Here is an 18136-nt window from a genome sequence, read left to right on the forward strand (position 1 = left end):
CCCAGCCCCCTGCCGCCCCAGCACCCAACGGCCCTGAGAGCGGGCCGTCTGCGCCCTGGCAACCACCCGCCGTCGTGCGTCTCCAGGTCCCAGACACGCAAAAGCCCGAGGGCCCCACACGCTCAATGCGTGTGGGGCCCTCGGGTGAAGCGGGGGAGTGGTCAGTGAGCCAGCGACTTGTGATCGCCTCCCTCGACCTCGTGGTGGTCGTGCGCGGCGGCCAGCTCGGCCGGCGTGACGGGGGCGACGCGATCCTCGAGGAAGAACTTGCTCCACTTGGCGCGGCGCTTCTCCTTCTTGGTGATCTTGCCGTTCTCGTCGGGCTGAGCCGGAAGGTGCTGCGGGGTGTCGAAGGACACCAGGCGCCAGCGCTTGTACTCGTTGAGCTGCTCGTGCTTCTCGGAGTAGCCACCCTCGGGCGACATCACGATGACACCGGCCTCGCGGCCGTGCAGCACCGTCTCGCGGTCCTTGCGCTGCAGCGACAGGCAGAGGCGACGCGTAATCCAGAAGGCGATGAAGGGGCCGAGGATGAAGATGGTGCGCAGCCAGTACGTCACATCGTTCAGCGACACGTGGAAGTGCGTGGCGATGAGGTCGGACGAGGCGGCGGCCCACATCGTGCAGTAGAACACGACACCGGCGGCACCAACGGCCGTGCGGAACGGGGCGTTGCGCGGGCGGTCCAGGATGTGGTGCTCGCGGTCATCCTTGGTGATCCAACGCTCGATCCAGGGCCACGCGAAGAGCAGGCCGAGGAGGAAGAGCGCGGGGCCGAGGGCCGGCAGCAGGACGTTGAACACGAAGGTGTTGTGGCCCCACGGCAGGGCGACGGTGCGCTCGAACGAGAAGTCGCCAAGCACGCCAGGCATGAGGCGCAGGGCGCCATCGACCCAGCCGATGTACCAGTCAGGCTGAGTACCGGCGGAGACCGGGGAGGGGTCGTACGGGCCGTAGTTCCAGATCGGGTTGATCTGGAAGAGAGCGGCGATCGCGGCGATCGCGCCGAAGACCACGAAGAAGAAGCCACCGGCCTTGGCGGCGTACACCGGGCCAACGGGGAAGCCGACGACGTTGTCCTCGGTGCGACCCGGGCCGGGGTACTGGGTGTGCTTGTGAATGACGACCATCATGAGGTGCAGCACGACCATCAGCAGGATGATCGCCGGAACCAGCAGGATGTGCAGGACGTACAGGCGGCCAATGATCGCGGTGCCCGGGAACTCCCCACCGAAGAGGAAGAAGGAGATGTAGGTACCAACGACCGGGATGGCCTTGATGACGCCGTCGATGATGCGCAGACCGTTGCCGGAGAGCAGGTCATCGGGGAGCGAGTAGCCGGTGAAGCCAGCGGCCATACCCAGGATCAGCAGCACGCCGCCGACAACCCAGTTCAACTCACGCGGGCGACGGAAGGCGCCGGTGAAGAAGACCCGCAGCATGTGGACGGACATGCCGGCCACGAACAGCAGGGCGGCCCAGTGGTGGACCTGGCGCATGAACAGGCCACCGCGGACATCGAAGGAGATGTCGAGCGAGGACGAGTAGGCCACGGACATCTCGATGCCGCGCAACGGCACGTAGGAGCCGTCGTAGTGCGTCTCGGCCATCGACGGATCAAAGAAGAACGTCAGGAAGGTGCCGGAGAGCAGCAGGATGATGAAGGAGTACAGCGCCACTTCACCAAACATGAACGACCAGTGATCCGGGAAGATCTTGCGGCCGAACTCCTTGACGGCCGCGGCCGCCCCGGTGCGCTGATTGACGAAGTTGGCGATGCGGCCAACCTCAGTCGTGGGGGTGTATTCAGTCGTCTGAGACATAGTGATCAGCCACGCTCCCAGTAGCTCGGGCCAACGGGCTCCTGGAAGTCGCTCTGAGCGACCAGGTATCCCTCATCGTCCATCTTGATCGGCAGCTGCGGCAGGGCGTGACCGGCGGGGCCGAAGATCACCTTGCACTCCTGCGTCAGGTCGAAGGTGGACTGGTGGCAGGGGCACAGCAGGTGGTGCGTCTGCTGCTCGTACAGTGCGACGGGGCAACCCACGTGCGTGCAGATCTTGGAGTAGGCGACGATGCCGTCGACGTTCCAGGTCTCGCGGCCGGGGGAGACCTTCATCTTGTCCTTGGGGAGGCGCATGAGCAGAACGACGGCCTTGGCCTTCTCGTTCAGCTTGCCCTCGTGGAGCTCGTTCAGGCCCTCGGGGATGACGTGGAACGCCGAACCCAGCTGAACGTCGGCGGCCTTGATCGGCAGACCGGAGGGGTCGCGCACGAGGCGGACGCCCTCGGACCACATGGTGTGGCGCAGACGGTCGACCATGTCGTGGGCGCCCAGCTGCGAGCGGTCCAGGTCGCGGAACATGAAGATCGCCGGCAGCGGCGCGATGGCAGCGGCACCCAGGAGGGTGTTGCGCAGCACCTTGCGGCGCTTCATGCCGGACTCCTCGAGCACCTGCTCGATGATCTCCTGTGCCTCGGCGCGCTGGGACTCCGGCGCGATCTCGTGGCGGAGCTCAGCAGTCTCGTGATCGGGCATCAGGGCCTTGGCCCAGTGGATGATGCCCAGGCCGATGCCGAGCATGGCAAAGGCCGTGCCCAGGCCGATCAGCGTGTTCTGCAGGCGCAGCTTGGTGCCGATCTCGATGCCGGTGTGACCGACGCCGAAGTAGCCGAAGAAGAACAGGACCGTGCCGATCACCGAAATGATGAACAGAACCATGACCTGGCGCTCGGCGCGCTTCTCGGCCTTGGGATCCACATCGGTGATGCGCGGGGGATGGGGAGGCAGACCGGGATTGGTGAACGTGTCCACCCCTCCCTGACCGACCGGATCGACGGCACCCGAATGCTTCGGGTCACCGTGACGTTCGTCGCCCATAGTGTCTCTCTACCTTCTCTCAGATGTGCGTGTGAAGTGTGGGGTAGGGGGAACGGTCCCCCCGAGGATCACGCGTGACGCGACGTGATCCAGATGGTGAAGGCGACCATCAGGCCGAGGCCGGCCGTCCAGATGAACAGGCCTTCGGCCACCGGACCGAGCTGGCCGAGGGCGGCGCCGCCCGGGGAGCCCTGAGCCTCGATGTGCTTGAGGTAGGCGATGACCTGCTTCTTCTGCTCCGAGGTGATGTTGGAGTCGTTGAAGACGGGCATGTTCTGCGGGCCAGTGACCATGGCCTCGTAGATGTGCTTCTCGGTCACGCCGGCCAGCGTGGGGGCGAACTTGCCGCGCGTCAGCGCGCCACCGGCGGCGGCGGCGTTGTGGCACATGGCGCAGTTCACGCGGAAGATCGTGCCGCCAGCGGCGAGATCCTCATCGGAGACGCTGGAGGTGTCCAGCTCCTCGGCGCTGGGGATGGACGGGCCGGCGCCGAGCGAGGCGACGTAGGCGGCCAGGTCGTTGGTCTGCTGCTCGTCGAACTGGACGGGCTTGGACTGGGCCTGGGGGCCCTGCATCTGCATAGGCATGCGGCCGGTGCCGACCTGGAAGTCGACGGAGGCGGCGCCCACACCCACGAGGGAGGGGCCGGAGTCGGAACCCTCGGCGGCCTTGCCGTGGCAGGTGGCGCAGTTCGCCTGGAACAGCTTGCCGCCATTCTCGGCGTTGCCGTGGACGGCCTGCGTGGTTTCGTCGGCCTGGGCCTTGGAGACGGAACCGGACGCGACGGCGTACAGGCCGCCGGTCACGAGCAGACCGATGACGAGGAGGGCGAACACCGCCAGCGGGGAGCGCCGACGTTGCGAGAAAGCCTTCACGAGCTGAGTCCTCACTTCGGGGTGGTGCGTAGGTGACGCCCGTGCGTGGGCGCCAGGGGGGCTTACTTGATGACGTAAATGATCAGGAACAGGGCGACCCAGACCACGTCGACGAAGTGCCAGTAGTAGGACACAACGACGGCGGAGGTGGCCTCGTGGGCGCCAAAGTTCCGGGCCATGTACGCGCGGCCGATGATCAGCAGGAACGCGATCAGGCCGCCGATGACGTGGAGGCCGTGGAAGCCGGTGGTCAGGAAGAAGACCGAACCGAAGGCCGAGCTTGCGAGCGTGATGCCCTCGTGCACGAGCTCCGTGTACTCAAAGGCCTGCACGGCGATGAAGATGGCGCCCATGAAGAAGGAGAGGAAGAACCATTCGGCCATTCCCCAGTTCTTCAGGTCCCAAATCGAGCCGGTGCGGCGGGGCTGCGCGGGCTTGCCGTGGGACTCGACCTTGGCCACGCCGATCTGGCAGGTGAAGGACGAGGCCACGAGGATGAGGGAGTTCACGAGCGCGAGGGGCATGTTCAGCGCCTCGGTGTCGTGGGCCCACACCTCGGGCACAGCCGCGCGAAGGGTGAAGTACATGGCGAAGAGTGCCGCGAAGAACATCAGCTCCGAAGAGAGCCAGACGATGGTCCCGACGGCAACCATGTTGGGGCGCCTCGGGGAGGAGTGCGCCTGGGTGCTAAGTGATGAAGTCGCAGTGGTCACCCCCTCATTATCCTCATCGAGGGCCGTTTTACCCAACGCACGGGCCGCCCGATTGCCCGTCGTTTGGCCGATGTGGCGGCATTTTTCGCGGATTGACGCGGATACCGGGGGTCAAGTCTTCTACCAGCGGTAGTAGACATGGGCGTGTCGCGTGGCCCGTCATGTTCGCGCCCGGGCCGCCATGCAGGCCTGGGAGGCCCCCGCAAGGCGGTTAGCCTTGGGCTGTGAACGCCTCAGTCCTGGATGACACGACCCCCACCTGGCCCGCGGTTCTTTCCGCCCTGATTGCTCGGCAGGACCTGCCCCAGCGATGGTCGACGTGGGCGATGTCGCAGATCATGCAGGGTGCAGCGAGCGATGTGCAGGTGGCCGGCTTTTTGGTTGCATTGCGCGCCAAGGGCGAGACCGTGGATGAGTTCGCGGGCCTCGTGGAGGCGATGAGCGCAGCAGCCCGTCCGCTGCCTATCCGCGGCGAGAGCCTCGACATTGTCGGCACGGGCGGCGATCGCCAGAACACCGTCAACATCTCGACCATGGCGGCCTTCGTGGCCGCCGGCGCCGGCGCCCGTGTCGTGAAGCACGGCAACCGGGCCGCCTCGTCCACCACCGGCACGGCCGATGTCATCGAGGCCCTGGGCGTCAAGCTGGACCTGCCGCCCGAAGCGCTGCCCGGTGTGCTCGAGTCCGCCGGCCTGACCTTCTGCTTCGCCCGCATCTTCCACCCCTCCATGGCGCACGCGGCGCCGGCCCGCGCGCAGCTCGGCGTCCCCACGGCGTTTAACTTCATGGGGCCCCTGACCAATCCGGCCAACCCCACGGCCTCGGCGATCGGCTGCGCCGACGCGCGCATGGCCCCGATCATGGCCGGCGTGTTGGCCTCGCGCGGCAAGCGGGCGCTCGTCTTCCGCGGCGACGATGGGCTGGACGAGCTCACCACCACGGCCGAGAACCACGTCTGGGAGGTCCGCTCCGGCGCCGTGAGCGAGCACCGCATCGACGCCCGCGACTTCGGGCTGGCTCGCGTCACGCTTGACGATCTGCGCGGGGGAGAGGCCGCCCACAACGCCCAGGTGGTCCGCGATGTGCTCGCCGGCACCGAGGGTGCGGCCCTGGACGCCGTGCTGTTCAACGCGGCCGGCGCGCTCGTCGCGTACGACGAGCGGGCCGAGGGAACCCTCGAGGAGCGACTGTCTGCCGCCCTGCTGCGCGCCCGCGCCTCGGTCGAGAGCGGTGCGGCGGCCGGCGTGCTCGAGCGCTGGGTGGCCGCGAGCAACGCCGCCTAGACGGCCACCTCCCGCCCCTCCGGCGGGACCCCAGCACAGAACGACGTCGGGTGGTCACCGTGAAGGTGACCACCCGACGCAGTGCTGTGGGTGCGGCGAGCGGCGCCGCTACTCGAGGCCGAGGCTGAAGGCCGCCTCGAGGTCGTGCTTGGAAAAGGCGCGGAAGGCGATGTGGGTGGTGGTCTCCTTGACCCCGGCCACCTTGGAGACGCGGTTGGGGATGACGTCGGCCAGCTCCTCGTGGGCGCCAACGCGCACCACGGCGATGAGGTCGGCCTCGCCGCCGGCCACGGAATACACCTCGGCCACGCCCTGCAACTCGGAAATCGCCTGGGCCGCCTCGGGAATCAGCGCGGATTCCACCTGAATCATGACGAAGGCGGTGATCATGTCTCCTCCTGAAGGGAGCTCGAGGGGCGTGGGGCCTGCGGCGGCGCTGGGCGCCTGCTCGCTTACGTTACCGCCGGGCGGCGCTCAGCCGCGCAGCTTGACGCGATTGCGAATGAGGAGGCCGGCCACTGCGCGGCGGCCGATGAGGAAGAGCGCGAGGGTGCCGGTGGTCACGAGGATGAAGGGCCAGGCGGCGGTGGAGCCCATGAGGACGCGCAGGCCGAGGCCGAGCACCACGGTGCCGCCCCACACGACGAAGCCCCAGGGCCAGACGTCGTTGATGGTCTTCCAGCCCTTCGTGGCGAGCGTGGCCGCGGTGAGGGCGATGAGGAACGGCGCTGCGGTGCCGAGCGTGCCCAGGACGTCGACGCTCTCTTCGTGCGTGGACCGACCCGAGGCGGCAAAGACCACGACGAGCACAAGATCAAGGACAAACCAGAGGAGCCACCCGTAACGACGCATGCATCAGATTCTATAGGGGAGCGGGGTCGGCGCCGCGCCCGGGACGCTTCACAAAGATCAGGCCTTGTTTTCCTGAAAACAAGGCCTAGGCTTTGTCCATGATCGTCCTCACCCTCGACCAGCGCGGATCCCGCCACGGAGCCGACCGCGTGCCGGAACTGCTGGACCTCGTGGCCAAGCACCCCACGGTGCGTGCGTTCCAGCGCACGGCAGGGGATGAGGTGCAGGCGGTGTTCGACGACGCGCGAGCGGCCACGGGGGCGGCGCTCGACGCCGCCGGGACGGGGCAGTGGAACGTGGGCGTGGGCGTGGGACCGGTGCGCCTGCCGCTGCCCGCAGAGACCCGCGCGGGGGCCGGGCCGGCCTTCGAGGCCGCGCGCGACGCCGTTGAACGCTCCAAGCGCACGCAGGCGCGCATCGCGCTGACGGCGGCACCCCGGCTCGTCCAGGCGTCGGGGGAGTCGGGGGAGTCGGCACTGGAGCCCCGCCTCGGCGAACGAGCAGCGCGGCTCGAGGCCGAGCTGGCCCTCATCGCCCTCAGCCTGCGCCGGCGCAGCGAGGAACAGTGGCAGGCCTGCCGCCTGCGCGAGCGCGGCTGGGGCCAGGCGCGGATCGCCGCGGAACTGGGCGTGAGCCAGCAGGCCGTCTCCGCCCGGCTCGGCGCCGCCTGGTTCGAGGAATGCCAGGCCCTCACCACGGCGGCCGAGGGTGCGCTGGCCCGCCTGTCCGGGCTGGAGGCGCCTGGCCTCGACCAGCAGACCCCCGGGAGTCACGCATGAGCATCCTCGCCGCCATCCTGTTGGCCGTCTCCGGCCTCGTGTGCGCGCCCGTGGCATGGGACACCCAGGCCCTCAGCGTGTGGCAGGTGCGCCTGCTGGCGGCCCTCGGCACCGTGCTTGCCCTGGCCGCCTGCCTGCTCGGCCTCGTGAGCGGCGAGCACGCGCCCGCCTGGCTCGCTGCCCCCGCGGCCGTCATCGCCGCCGTGGGGTTGGGCTCCGCGCTCACCGTCACCGCCCTCTCCGCCACGCGCGTGGTGGGCCGGGCGACGGAGGCATCCCCGCCCGAGGCGGTGCCGGACGTCGGTGAGGACGTGGTGGAGCCCGCGATCGTGGCCCCAGCATCGGGCGGATCGGCCACCGCCGAACCGCCGGCCGATCCGGGTTCCGCGTTGCTGCGGGGTGGGGCGCTCATCGGCGTGTTCGAACGCATCGCCATCTCAGCGACGCTCCTGGCCGGCTGGCCGGGGGGTCTCGCGGTGGTCTTGGCGGTCAAGGGGCTCGGGCGCTTCCCCGAACTCAAGCAGGCGCACGGGCAGGCCACCTCCGAGCGCTTCATCCTCGGCACGCTGGTTTCGGTCCTGGCCGCGGCGGCCTGCGCCGGTTTGGGCATCCTCCTGCGCGGCTGATCCGCCTAGGTCAGGAAGCCGCGCAGGAGCGCCTCTGAGCCGGCGATGTGCTCCTCCATGATGGCGGCTGCCGCGTCCGCGTCGCCCGCGACGATGGCCGCCACGAGTTCGGCGTGCTGCTCGTTCGAGTGCTCGATGTTCGGCTGAAGCAACGGAATCCTGTCCAGCAGCTCGTTGACGCGCATCCGCACCTCGGCCACGAGCCGCAGCACGCTCAGGCTGCCGCTCATCTCGGCCACGAGCAGGTGCAGGCGCGCGTCGAGCCGGCGGTAGTCCGCCAGCGGGGCCTCGCCGCACTCGCTCAGGGCCAGCTCGAGGCGGCGCCGCGCCGGGGGCGCGAGGGGAGCGGCCGCCGCCTGGCGGGCCGCCCCCACCTCGAGCACACGCCGCAGGACCAGCGCGTCGTTCACCTCGGTGGCCGGGATGCTTTCGCGCTGACGAAGCTCGCCGTCCACCCCCACCACGGGCGTGGTGCCGGGCAACGGGTCCGAGACGAAGGTGCCGCCGTAGCGGCCGCGCTTGGCGATGACGTAGCCGGCCTCGGCGAGCGAGCCCATGGCGTCGCGCAACGTGTCCCTGGAGACCCCGAGCATGACCGCGAGTTCGCGCTCGGCCGGCAGCCGCTCCCCGGGGCCGATCACGCCGAGGCGCATGGTCTGCAGGAGCGAGTGGACCGTTTCCTCGAAGGCGTTGGCCGCGTGGCTGGGCCGCAGGAGCACGCCGGGATCGAGGGGCGGATCCACGTCCCCCGTTCCCGGCGTTGCCCCCACGCCGCCGAGGCCGTCCAGGTTCTTCACCCCTCCAGCCTAGTTCGCGCCCGTGGCCTACAGGGGTGTCGTGTAGGCGGCGCTGAGCCCGCCGTCCACGAGGAAGGTCGAGGCCGTGATGAAGGAGGCGTCGTCGCTCGCGAGGAACGCCACGGCCGCCGCCATCTCGGAGGGTTCGGCGAAGCGACCCACCGGCACGTGGACCAGGCGGCGCTGCGCGCGCTCGGGGTCCTTGGCAAAGAGCTCCTGCAGCAGCGGCGTGTTCACGGGGCCGGGGCAGAGGGCGTTCACGCGGATCCCGTCGCGGGCAAACTGCACGCCGAGCTCGCGGCTCATGGCCAGCACGCCACCCTTGGAGGCCGTGTAGGAGATCTGCGAGGTCGCGGAACCCATGACCGCCACGAACGAGGCGGTGTTGATGATGGAGCCGGAGCCCTGGGCCTTCATGTGCCGCAGCGCCGCGCGGGAGCAGAGGTACACGCTCGTCAGGTTGACCAGCTGCACCTTGTCCCACGCGTCGAGCTCGGTCGTCTCGATCGAATCGTCGTCCGGCGGCGAGATGCCGGCGTTGTTGAAGGCGATGTCGACCGAGCCGTAGAGCCGGGCCGCCTCATCGAAGAGGTGATCTACCTGCGCCTTGTCGGTCACGTTGACCTGGATGAAGGTGCCGCCGACGGCGTCGGCCGCCGCCCGCCCGGGCTCCGGCGCCATGTCGCCGATGACGATCTGGGCGCCCTCCGCCGCGAGCCGCTTGGCGGTCGCAAGGCCGATGCCGCTGGCCCCGCCCGTGATGACGGCGACCTTGCCGGCCAGGCGGGCGGACAGATCGAAGGGGGTGATCTCGCTCATTGAAATCCTTCCGTTGAAAGCTGGAGGGGCCGACTAGTCGGCGCTGTAGAAGACGTTCTTGGTTTCGGTGAAGTGCTCGGCCGCCTCGGGCCCGAGCTCGCGGCCCAGGCCGGAGCGCTTGAAGCCGCCGAAGGGCGTGGAGTACCGCACAGACGAATGGGAATTGACGGAGAGGTTGCCCGCCTCGACCGCCCGGCTCACGCGCAGCGCCCGCCCGAGGTCCCGGGTGAAGATGGAGCCGGAGAGGCCGTACTCGCTGCTGTTGGCGAGGGCGATGGCGTCGGCCTCGTCCTCGAAACGAAGGACGGAGACGACGGGCCCGAAGATCTCCTCGCGCACCACGCGATCCCCCCGCTGCGGCGTCAGCACGGTCGGCGCGAACCAGTAGCCGGGTCCCTCGGGGGCAAAGCCGCGGAAGGCGACCGGGGCGTCGTCGGGCACGTACTCCGCCACGCGATCGCGGTGCAGCGCCGAGACCAACGGTCCCATCTGGGTCTCGGCCAAGGTCGGGTCCCCGACCTTGAAGTCCTTGACCGCGGTCTCGAATCGCTCCATGAACTCGTCGTAGACGCTCGCCTGCACCAGGAGCCGCGAGCGAGCGCAGCAATCCTGCCCGGAGTTGTCGAACACGCTCGATGGCGCCGTGGCGGCCGCCTTCTCGATGTCGGCGTCGGCGAAGACGATGTTGGCGCTCTTGCCGCCCAGTTCGAGGGTGACGCGCTTGACCTGCTCGGCGGCGGTGGCCGCGAGCCGCGTGCCCACGGCCGTCGAGCCCGTGAAGACGAGCTTGCCCACGTCCGGATGCTCCACGAGGCGGGCGCCCACCTCGGAGCCCTTGCCCGGCAGCACCTGGAAGAGCCCCTCGGGCAGGCCCGACTCGAGCGCCAGCTCGGCCAGCCGCAGGCTCGTGAGCGGTGTCCACTCGGCCGGCTTGAGCACCACTGCGTTGCCGGCGGCGAGCGCCGGTGCAAAGCCCCACGAGGCGATCGTCATGGGGAAGTTCCAGGGCGTGATGACGCCGACCACGCCGATGGGCTCGTGGAAGGTGACGTCGATGCCGCCCGCCACGGGGATCTGGGAGCCGATGAGCCGCTCGGGGGAGGCCGAGTAGTAGGTGAGCACGTCGCGGACGTGCCCCGCCTCCCAGGTCGTGTTGCCGATGGGGTGGCCGGAGTTGCGCACCTCCAGGGCCGCCAGCTCGGGGATGGCCGCGTCCACGGCGGCGGCGAAGCGCCGCAGGCCCAGGGCGCGGTCGGCGGGGGAGAGGGCAGCCCAGCGGCGCTGGGCCGCCTTGGCGCGGGCGACGGCCTCATTCGTTTCCTCGACGCTGAGGCCTGCGACCTCCGCGACAAGCGACTCGTCGGCCGGGTTGAGGATGGTGTGCATCGACATCTAGTGCTCCTGCTTCTGGCGGGCAAAGTCCTTGGCGGCGTCGATCAGCCCGGCGAAGATGCGGCGGTCCTCCGCGTCCTCCTCGGGGTGCCATTGCACGGCGACGCCGAAGCGAGCGGCGGGATCCTCGATCGCCTCGATGATCCCGTCGGCGGAGCGGGCGGTGACCACGAGGCCCTCGCCCACGGCGTCGATCGCCTGGTGGTGGTACACCTGGGCGTCCACGCCGTCGCCGACGAGCGAGCCGAGCGCCGTGCTGGGCTCGACGCTCACGGCCTCGGTCCCGAACTGGGCAGCGCCCGGCTGGTAGCGCTCGTCGCCGACCAGATCCGGAAGGTGCTGGTGGAGGCTGCCACCCCGCGCGACGTTGAGCACCTGGGCGCCGCGGCAAATGCCGAGGTATGGAAGGTCGGCGTCGGCGGCCGCCGTCAACAGATCGGTCTCCCATGCGTCGCGGTCCACCCGCGGGGCTCCCGTCTTGGGGTGGGAGGCCTGCCCGTAGAGGGTGGGATCCACGTCGGCCCCGCCGGAGACGATCAGCCCGTCCAGCCGCGCGATCACAGCGGCGGCCACCTCGGGTGAACTGGGCTGCGGCGGCAGGAGGAGGGCGATCCCCCCGGCGTCCGTCACGGCGTCCAGGTACACCTTGGGAAGGAAGCTGGCGGGCACGTCCCAGACGCCGGTCTGGGCCTGCTCCAGGTAGGTGGTGATGCCGATCAGCGGCGCCGGATCAGAGGCGCTCGAAGCCACGGAAACGCTCCCAGTCCGTCACGGCCGACTCGAAGGCCGCCACCTCGATGCGGGCGTTGTTGACGTAGTGGTCCACCACGTCGTCGCCGAAGGCGGCGCGCGCGATGTCGCTGTGCTCGAAGAGCTCGGCGGCCTCGGCCAGCGTGTGGGGCACATGCTCAGCGTCGGAGGCGTAGGCGTTGCCGGTCAGCGCCTCGGGCAGCTCGAGCTCGTGCTCCACGCCGTAGAGGCCCGCGGCGATCATGGCGGCGACGGCGAGGTACTGATTCACATCACCGCCAGGGACGCGGTTCTCGAAGCGCATCGACTGCCCGTGGCCCACGATGCGCAGGGCGCAGGTGCGGTTATCCAGGCCCCAGGCCACGGCCGTGGGGGCGAAAGACCCGGGGACGAAGCGCTTGTACGAGTTGATGTTCGGGGCAAAGAAGAGCGTGAACTCGCGCAGGGCAGCGAGCTGGCCGGCCAGGAAGTGGCGGAAGGTCTTGCTCATGCCGTTGGCCTCGGCGTCGTCGGCAAAGACAGGCGTGCCTGCGGCATCGCGCAGGGAGAGGTGCACGTGGCAGGAGTTGCCCTCGCGCTCGTTGAACTTGGCCATGAAGGTGATCGACTTGCCGTGCTGCTCGGCGATCTCCTTGGCCCCGTTCTTGTAGATCGAGTGGTTATCGCAGGTCTTGAGCGCGTCGGCGTAGCGGAAGGCGATCTCCTGCTGGCCCAGGTTGCACTCGCCCTTGATGCCCTCGCCGTACATGCCGGCGCCGTCCATCGACACGCGAATGTCGCGCATGAGCGGTTCCATGCGGGTGGAGGCCTGCAGGTCGTAGTCCACGTTGTAGTCGGTGGCCGGGGTGAGATCGCGGTAGGCCTGCTTCCAGGCCTGCCGGTACGGCGTGTCGAAGACGATGAACTCGAGCTCGGTACCGACGAACGGTGTCCAGCCTCGCTCGGCGAGCTTGGCGAGCTGCGCGGAGAGGATCTGCCGCGGCGATTGCTTCACGGGGGCGTCGTCGAGCCAGTAGAGGTCGGCTGTCACGAGGGCGGTACCCGGCAGCCACGGAATCTTGCGCAGGGTGCCGAGGTCCGGCTTCATGACCATGTCGCCGTAGCCGCGCTCCCAGCTGGAGATCGCGTAGCCGGAGACGGTGTTCATGTCCACGTCCACGGCGAGCAGGTAGTTGCAACACTCCGCTCCGTGCGAGGCCACCTCCTCGCTGAAGAGCCGGGCCGAGACGCGCTTGCCGACGAGGCGGCCCTGCATGTCGGTGAAGCCGACGATCACGGTGTCGTAGACCCCGTCGGCCACGCCGGCCCGGAGCTCCTCGAGAGAAAGATTGCCGGAACTGCTCTGCATCGTGCTGCCTTCCGCCATGGGGCTGTGCTGGGGGACCGTTTCCCCGGCCCGCTGTGTCACGCGACACACTGAACCACACAAAGGTATGGACACACAACCATTAATCGCCGTAGCGTGTGCGCCCATCAGCAGCACCAGATCCACGCCCCGAATCCCCGGGGAGTGAACACGCGTCAGTGAGGTTTGGGATGAGCGAGCAACAACCCTTGAAGGTCGGTGGCGTCACGTACGCCAGCGCTGATGAGCAGTACTTCGAAAAGCGCCAGTTGAAGCGCTCCGCCGGCGTCATCGGCCTCTGGGGCCTCGCCGTCGGCGCCGTCATCTCCGGCAACTTCTCCGGCTGGAACGCCGGCATCACGCAGGCCGGCTTCGGCGGCATGATGATCGCGTTCGCGATCCTCGTGGTCATGTACTACGGCCTCGTCTTCTCGATCGGCGAGATGGCCGCCGCGATGCCCCACACGGGCGGTGCCTACTCCTTCGGCCGCGCGGCCATGGGTCCGTGGGCCGGCTTCATCACGGGACTCGCCGAAACCGTCGAGTACGTCGCCACCACGGCGGTGATCGTCTTCTTCTCGGCGTCCTACGCCGACGCGATCACCTCCGAACTGTTGAACTTCTCGCTCCCGCAGCCGGTGTGGTGGCTCATCCTCTACGTGGCCTTCGTCGCGCTGAACTCGGCAGGAGCGGCGATCTCCTTCAAGTTCGCGATCGTCGTTTCCGTGATCTCCGTGGCGATCATCGTCGTGTTCGCCGCCATGGTGCTCTTCTCCGGCCAGTTCTCGCTCGCGAGCCTCTGGGACATCGCGCCCGACGCCGGCCAGAGCGCCTTCCTCCCGCACGGCGTGCTGCCCATTCTGTTCGCCCTGCCCTTTGCCATGTGGCTCTTCCTCGGCATCGAGGAGCTGCCGCTCGCGGCGGAGGAGTCACACAACCCCACCAAGGACATCCCGCGGGCAGGCCTCTGGGCGCGCGGCACCCTCATCATCACCGGTCTGCTCGTCCTCTTCTTCAACACGGGCGTCCTGGGCGCCGAGAAGACGGGCGCCTCGGTGGAGCCGCTGCTGGACGGCTTCCGCGCCATCGTGGGCGACGGCCTCGCCGCAGTGCTCGCGCTCTTCGCCCTCGTGGGCCTGCTCGCGAGCCTGCAGGGCATCATGTTCGCCTACGGCCGCAACATGTACTCCCTCTCCCGCGCCGGCTACTACCCCCGCTTCCTTTCGCTCACGGGCAAGCGGCACACGCCCTGGGTGGCGCTCGTGGCCGGCGCCGTCATCGGCTTCGTCGCCCTGGTCGTGGTGCAGGCCGCCGGCGGTTCCACCGGCGTGGCGGGCATGATCGTGCTCAACATCGCCGTGTGGGGAGCGGTCGTGGCGTACTTCATGCAGATGGTCGCCTTCATCGTGCTGCGCAAGAAGTTCCCGAACGCCAAGCGCCCCTACCGCTCGCCGTGGGGGATCGGCGGCGCGGTGGCCGCGGCGGTGATCTCGGCCTTCATCTTCGTCGGCTTCCTGCTCAATCCCGCGTACCTGCCGGCCATCGTCGCGATCGCCGTCCTGTACGTCGTGATGCTGCTGGCCTTCGGGCTCTACGGGCGCCACCGCCTCGTGCTCTCGCCGGAGGAGCAGTACGCCATCAACGGCGGCCTCGACGCCGAGGATCTGAGCGGCGACGAGCGCTAGGCGCTCGCCCCACCGCAGACAGCAGCGTGCCCCGCCCCCTTCACAAGGGGGCGGGGCACGCTGCTGCGCTTGCCGTTGATGCCCGACGGCGGGCGTGGACTCAGGCGCGTTCCTCGCCCTGGGTGGGCGCCGCCTCGGCGGTTCCGTCCGCGGAGTCTGCCGCGGCGTCGTCGTGCCGTTCCTGCTCGGAGCCCTCCGGATCCGCCCCGGCGGACGCGTGAGGGGCCTCATGCACCGCGTCGCCCTTGCCGCGGCGCAGCAAGGCCTGCACGGCCAGGACGATGACGGTGAGGATGGCACCGATGATGAAGCCGGCGATCGCGGAGAGGACGGTGTTGGTGAGCCAACCGAGGAAGCCGCCCAGCGGGCCCGTGGCGTGGTGCACCCACTCCTCGAGGTGGTGAACCGCCCCGTACGGGGCGTGGAAGCCGAGCTCGTCGGCCTGCACCAGCAGGATGTGGCCACCGACCCACATCATCGCGACGATGCCGACATTGGCCAGCACCGTCATCACGATGGGCATGGCCTTCACGAGGCCCGAGCCAAAGCGCTTGGCCAGGCTCGAATCGCGCTTGGCGAGGGCCAGGCCGATGTCGTCCATCTTCACGATCAGGCCCACCGCGCCGTAGACGAGGATCGTGATGAGGAAGGCCACGACGATGAGGACGAGCGCCTGCTCCCACACCGGTTCGTGCGAGACCGAGCTCTGGGCAATGACCATGATCTCGGCGGACAGGATCAGGTCGGTGCGGACGGCGCCGGAGATGATGGACTTCTCGTCCTTCAGCTCGCCGTCCGCCGTCTCGTGGTGCTTGATCCAGTGCCACGCCTCCATGACCTTCTCCGCACCCTCGAACGCGAGGTACGTGCCGCCGGCCATGAGGATGACGGGCAGGACCCACTTCGGGGCAAAGAGCGTGAGCAGGATGATGACGGGGAGGATGATCAGGAGCTTGTTCCTGATCGAGCCCAGGGCGATCTTCCAGATGATGGGCAGCTCGCGCTGGGGGCTGAGCCCCTGCACGTAGCGCGGCGTGACCGCCGCGTCATCCACCACCACACCCATGGACTTGACGCTCGCGCGCCCCGCCGCCGCCGCGACGTCGTCCAGTGATGCCGCCGTTGCCTTCACGAGCGCCGCGACATCGTCAAGCAGCGCAACCAATCCTCCAGCCATGCGTCAAAGACTAGAGGACGCGCCGCGCGGCACCCGACGGGCAGAGGCTTGCCTTCCCTCGCAAGCGGCGCCAAGAGTGCGCAAAAAAGGCATTCCGTGGGCGGTCATGAAGGCGAATACTGGGGTTACCAGGGCAGCGGCTCGCGGCCCCACAGCTGAGGAGTGAAGATGAGCGACACGATGACGCAGGTCTCGGGATGCACCGTTGAGTCCTGCTCCTTCAACCACGATCACGATTGCGGGGCCTTTGCCATCACGGTGGCAGGTTCCTCCCAGCACGCCAGCTGCGGCACGTTCATCGAGACGGGCAGCCTCGGCGGCCTGCCCAAGGTGCTGGCCTCCGTGGGCGCCTGCCAGCGCAGCGAGTGCGTGCACAACGAGAACCTCATGTGCGGCGCGCACGATGTGCGGATCGGCGCCGGCGCCGAGGCCGCCGACTGCCTGAGCTACCAGGCGGGCTGAGCGACGCACGTTTGAGGGCCCCAGGGGAGCATCCTCGGGGCCCTCAAACGTGTTGCGCTTCCGGCGCCGGCGGGTCCGATGCGGCCCGCGCCCGTTCCGGTCAGGGGCGGTAGGTCCAGACCCGCACGTAGTCAACGGCAAACGTGGTGTTGACGGCCGTCAGTGCGTCGTCCGGCCCGCCCCAGTACTCGCTGCCCACCTGGACGTTGAGCCGCATGTTGTACTTGCGGCCCGAGGCGTAGACCGCCTTGTACCGCGTGTCCGAGCTCGCGGCCACTGAGTAGTACTTCCGGCCGTCCACGAAGAAGGTGATGGCCTGCGGGGTCCACTCGACCGCCCAGACGTGGAACTTCCCGTCATCCAGCGGCAGATCCAGCGGCGTGAAGCCACTCACCTTGTACTTGCCGACCTTGTTGATCGAGTCGAAGTGCACGGTGCCCTCGGTGCGGTGCCCCGGGGAGAAGCTGCGATCCACCGGCGTGCCGTAGTACTCGAAGATGTCGATCTCGCCGTGCCCGGCATCATCCGGGCGCAGCCAGAAGGCGGGCCAGATCCCCTTGTTCCCGTCCGCAGCCGGAGGCAGCTTGGCGCGGATCTCCCAGCGCCCGTAGGACTGCGATTGCGTCTTGGTCGAGTCGATGTAGGCCGAGCTGTACTCGCGCGTGCGGCCACCGGCCTCCACTGGCTGCGCCAGCTTGCGGGTCTCCAGGGTGGCCACGCCGCCGCCCACCGCCGCGTTTTCCTTGCGGACCTGCGCCCAGTCGTAGCTCAGGTTGAGCTTGTCTCGGACGGCCCACCGCGTGCCGAGCGTGTCGCTCGTGAATTCATCGCGGAAGACCGGCTCACCCCAGCCCTCCAGATACCCGACCGGCACCGCGGCCTTGACCACGCTCAATCCCGACCATGCGCTGGTCACGGCGTGCGTTCCGCTGCCGCTGACCCAGCTGCTCACCGAGCCCTGAACACCCTTGATCAACTTGGCGGCGCTCGCGTCCGTGGCCGTGAGCTGCCACGCCGGTCGCGCGGTGCCCGGCGCCCATTGGGCCGCCTTCAACACCGGGTTGCCGTTCACGTTTCGCAGTTCCAGCGCGAAGCGCCTGGCGGTGGTGGGGTTCATCACCGTCAGGGCTTTGGTGGCGAGGACGGTGATCTCGCCGGCGTCCAGGCGCTGCAGTTGCAGGCGAGCGGTGGTGCCGCTTCCATGGCACAGCTCCGCGTTGTAGAAGCTGGTTCCGGCCTGGCGCAGGATGATCCGGTTGCACGTGTACTGGCCGGCCTTGAGCCCCTTCGTGGCCACGTTCGCCTCGACCGTCGCCGCCGCGGACTCGACGGGATAGGCCTTGGCGACGGTCTGCTTGGCCACGGCGGTCCAACTCGCGGAGGTCCACCCCGCGACGGCCGCCTCGGCCGGGGCGGTGCCGACCTGGCGGGGGAGCAGCACGCTTGCCCCGGTGGAGGCGACTGCACCGGCCGCGATGAGGCCAACGGTGGCCAAGCGTTTGAGTGGATGGGAAAGCACGTGTCCTCCTGGGGATGGGTGGCGGGCGCACGCAGGCCCCATCCGGATAGCGGACACTGTTTGTTTACTCCCGTTCACACAGTTTTCCTGGGCGGAAATGCCGCCCGAGACCCGCTGCGGGCGAGGCGACAGGCCGCCCGGAATCCTGAAAGGTAAAGTATTGCGGGCGTCAAGGCCGATC

Annotated in this window: 18 protein-coding genes; 5 read left to right on the plus strand and 13 right to left on the minus strand. The window is 68.9% G+C overall.

Features of this window, described 5'->3' with window-relative positions; genetic code table 11:
• Positions 1 to 161: 161 nt before the first annotated feature.
• From qcrB to ctaE, 4 genes are all read right to left on the minus strand, one after another.
• Entirely contained in the window at positions 162 to 1829 is a 1668-nt protein-coding gene (gene qcrB, locus DWB68_RS03860) for a cytochrome bc1 complex cytochrome b subunit (protein WP_407645644.1), read from the minus strand.
• On the minus strand, positions 1829 to 2881 hold the full coding sequence (gene qcrA / locus DWB68_RS03865; RefSeq protein WP_119423824.1) for a cytochrome bc1 complex Rieske iron-sulfur subunit: 1053 nt from the start codon (positions 2879 to 2881) through the stop codon (positions 1829 to 1831). Before qcrA ends, qcrB begins: the two co-directional genes overlap by 1 nt.
• Positions 2882 to 2949: 68 nt before the next feature.
• Positions 2950 to 3756, minus strand: coding sequence for a cytochrome bc1 complex diheme cytochrome c subunit (qcrC, locus tag DWB68_RS03870; RefSeq protein ID WP_119423825.1), 807 nt, complete (start codon positions 3754 to 3756; stop codon positions 2950 to 2952).
• Between the two features lie 62 nt (positions 3757 to 3818).
• Positions 3819 to 4469: an aa3-type cytochrome oxidase subunit III gene (ctaE, locus tag DWB68_RS03875; RefSeq protein ID WP_119423826.1), complete on the minus strand. Its 651-nt coding sequence runs from the start codon at positions 4467 to 4469 to the stop codon at positions 3819 to 3821.
• 224 nt (positions 4470 to 4693) lie between these two features.
• Between ctaE and trpD the strand changes: the two genes are divergently transcribed.
• On the plus strand, positions 4694 to 5752 hold the full coding sequence (gene trpD / locus DWB68_RS03880; protein ID WP_233548598.1) for an anthranilate phosphoribosyltransferase: 1059 nt from the start codon (positions 4694 to 4696) through the stop codon (positions 5750 to 5752).
• A 108-nt stretch (positions 5753 to 5860) separates the two neighbouring features.
• On the opposite strand, the gene DWB68_RS03885 is transcribed toward trpD, so the two are convergent.
• A complete protein-coding gene (locus tag DWB68_RS03885; RefSeq protein ID WP_119423827.1) occupies positions 5861 to 6142 on the minus strand; it encodes an Lrp/AsnC family transcriptional regulator in 282 nt (93 codons plus the stop codon).
• Positions 6143 to 6226: 84 nt separating this feature from the next.
• Positions 6227 to 6604 carry a DUF3054 domain-containing protein gene (locus DWB68_RS03890; RefSeq protein ID WP_119423828.1) on the minus strand — a complete coding sequence of 126 codons (378 nt, stop codon included), beginning with the start codon at positions 6602 to 6604 and terminating at the stop codon, positions 6227 to 6229.
• Positions 6605 to 6702: 98 nt separating this feature from the next.
• Here DWB68_RS03890 and DWB68_RS03895 point away from each other — a divergent pair, with 98 nt between their 5' ends.
• Positions 6703 to 7383 (plus strand): hypothetical protein, encoded by a 681-nt coding sequence (locus DWB68_RS03895; RefSeq protein ID WP_119423829.1) that lies wholly within the window; start codon positions 6703 to 6705, stop codon positions 7381 to 7383.
• Positions 7380 to 8009 (plus strand): hypothetical protein, encoded by a 630-nt coding sequence (locus tag DWB68_RS03900; protein ID WP_119423830.1) that lies wholly within the window; start codon positions 7380 to 7382, stop codon positions 8007 to 8009. Before DWB68_RS03895 ends, DWB68_RS03900 begins: the two co-directional genes overlap by 4 nt.
• A 5-nt stretch (positions 8010 to 8014) precedes the next feature.
• Here the strand turns inward: DWB68_RS03900 and DWB68_RS03905 are convergent, their stop codons facing one another.
• Genes DWB68_RS03905 through DWB68_RS03925 form a run of 5 tightly spaced genes read right to left on the minus strand, consistent with a single transcriptional unit; the run spans position 8015 to position 13115 of the window.
• Positions 8015 to 8806, minus strand: a complete 792-nt coding sequence (locus DWB68_RS03905; protein ID WP_233548599.1) for a FadR/GntR family transcriptional regulator — start codon at positions 8804 to 8806, stop codon at positions 8015 to 8017.
• A 27-nt stretch (positions 8807 to 8833) separates the two neighbouring features.
• Entirely contained in the window at positions 8834 to 9625 is a 792-nt protein-coding gene (locus DWB68_RS03910; protein ID WP_119423831.1) for a 3-oxoacyl-ACP reductase, read from the minus strand.
• A 33-nt stretch (positions 9626 to 9658) separates the two neighbouring features.
• On the minus strand, positions 9659 to 11017 hold the full coding sequence (locus tag DWB68_RS03915) for an aldehyde dehydrogenase family protein (RefSeq protein ID WP_119423832.1): 1359 nt from the start codon (positions 11015 to 11017) through the stop codon (positions 9659 to 9661).
• Positions 11018 to 11767 (minus strand): gamma-glutamyl-gamma-aminobutyrate hydrolase family protein, encoded by a 750-nt coding sequence (locus tag DWB68_RS03920; protein WP_199700370.1) that lies wholly within the window; start codon positions 11765 to 11767, stop codon positions 11018 to 11020.
• Complete coding sequence (locus DWB68_RS03925) at positions 11748 to 13115, minus strand: glutamine synthetase family protein (protein WP_119423833.1); 1368 nt, start codon at positions 13113 to 13115, stop codon at positions 11748 to 11750. The genes DWB68_RS03920 and DWB68_RS03925 overlap by 20 nt, the downstream gene beginning before the upstream one ends.
• A gap of 188 nt (positions 13116 to 13303) precedes the next feature.
• Here DWB68_RS03925 and DWB68_RS03930 point away from each other — a divergent pair, with 188 nt between their 5' ends.
• A complete protein-coding gene (locus DWB68_RS03930) occupies positions 13304 to 14797 on the plus strand; it encodes an amino acid permease (RefSeq protein ID WP_119423834.1) in 1494 nt (497 codons plus the stop codon).
• Positions 14798 to 14897: 100 nt separating this feature from the next.
• Here the strand turns inward: DWB68_RS03930 and DWB68_RS03935 are convergent, their stop codons facing one another.
• Positions 14898 to 15974, minus strand: coding sequence for a DUF808 domain-containing protein (locus DWB68_RS03935; RefSeq protein WP_119423835.1), 1077 nt, complete (start codon positions 15972 to 15974; stop codon positions 14898 to 14900).
• Positions 15975 to 16142: 168 nt separating this feature from the next.
• On the opposite strand from DWB68_RS03935, the gene DWB68_RS03940 reads away from it, so the two are divergent.
• Complete coding sequence (locus DWB68_RS03940; RefSeq protein WP_119423836.1) at positions 16143 to 16436, plus strand: DUF1540 domain-containing protein; 294 nt, start codon at positions 16143 to 16145, stop codon at positions 16434 to 16436.
• 100 nt (positions 16437 to 16536) lie between these two features.
• On the opposite strand, the gene DWB68_RS03945 is transcribed toward DWB68_RS03940, so the two are convergent.
• On the minus strand, positions 16537 to 17955 hold the full coding sequence (locus DWB68_RS03945; RefSeq protein ID WP_158588197.1) for a glycoside hydrolase family 16 protein: 1419 nt from the start codon (positions 17953 to 17955) through the stop codon (positions 16537 to 16539).
• Positions 17956 to 18136: the final 181 nt, after the last annotated feature.

Origin of the sequence: Galactobacter valiniphilus (assembly GCF_003575975.1) — a bacterium.
Classification (GTDB): Bacteria; Actinomycetota; Actinomycetes; order Actinomycetales; family Micrococcaceae; genus Galactobacter; species Galactobacter valiniphilus.

What these genes read in the sequence shown, in the direction of transcription:
- qcrA (WP_119423824.1), bottom strand. Translation starts at nt 2,881, where the DNA reads ATGGGCGACGAACGTCACGGTGACCCGAAGCATTCGGGTGCCGTCGAT.
- DWB68_RS03885 (WP_119423827.1), bottom strand. Translation starts at nt 6,142, where the DNA reads ATGATCACCGCCTTCGTCATGATTCAGGTGGAATCCGCGCTGATTCCC.
- DWB68_RS03890 (WP_119423828.1), bottom strand. Translation starts at nt 6,604, where the DNA reads ATGCGTCGTTACGGGTGGCTCCTCTGGTTTGTCCTTGATCTTGTGCTC.
- DWB68_RS03895 (WP_119423829.1), top strand. Translation starts at nt 6,703, where the DNA reads ATGATCGTCCTCACCCTCGACCAGCGCGGATCCCGCCACGGAGCCGAC.
- DWB68_RS03900 (WP_119423830.1), top strand. Translation starts at nt 7,380, where the DNA reads ATGAGCATCCTCGCCGCCATCCTGTTGGCCGTCTCCGGCCTCGTGTGC.
- DWB68_RS03910 (WP_119423831.1), bottom strand. Translation starts at nt 9,625, where the DNA reads ATGAGCGAGATCACCCCCTTCGATCTGTCCGCCCGCCTGGCCGGCAAG.
- DWB68_RS03915 (WP_119423832.1), bottom strand. Translation starts at nt 11,017, where the DNA reads ATGTCGATGCACACCATCCTCAACCCGGCCGACGAGTCGCTTGTCGCG.
- DWB68_RS03925 (WP_119423833.1), bottom strand. Translation starts at nt 13,115, where the DNA reads ATGCAGAGCAGTTCCGGCAATCTTTCTCTCGAGGAGCTCCGGGCCGGC.
- DWB68_RS03930 (WP_119423834.1), top strand. Translation starts at nt 13,304, where the DNA reads ATGAGCGAGCAACAACCCTTGAAGGTCGGTGGCGTCACGTACGCCAGC.
- DWB68_RS03935 (WP_119423835.1), bottom strand. Translation starts at nt 15,974, where the DNA reads ATGGCTGGAGGATTGGTTGCGCTGCTTGACGATGTCGCGGCGCTCGTG.
- DWB68_RS03940 (WP_119423836.1), top strand. Translation starts at nt 16,143, where the DNA reads ATGAGCGACACGATGACGCAGGTCTCGGGATGCACCGTTGAGTCCTGC.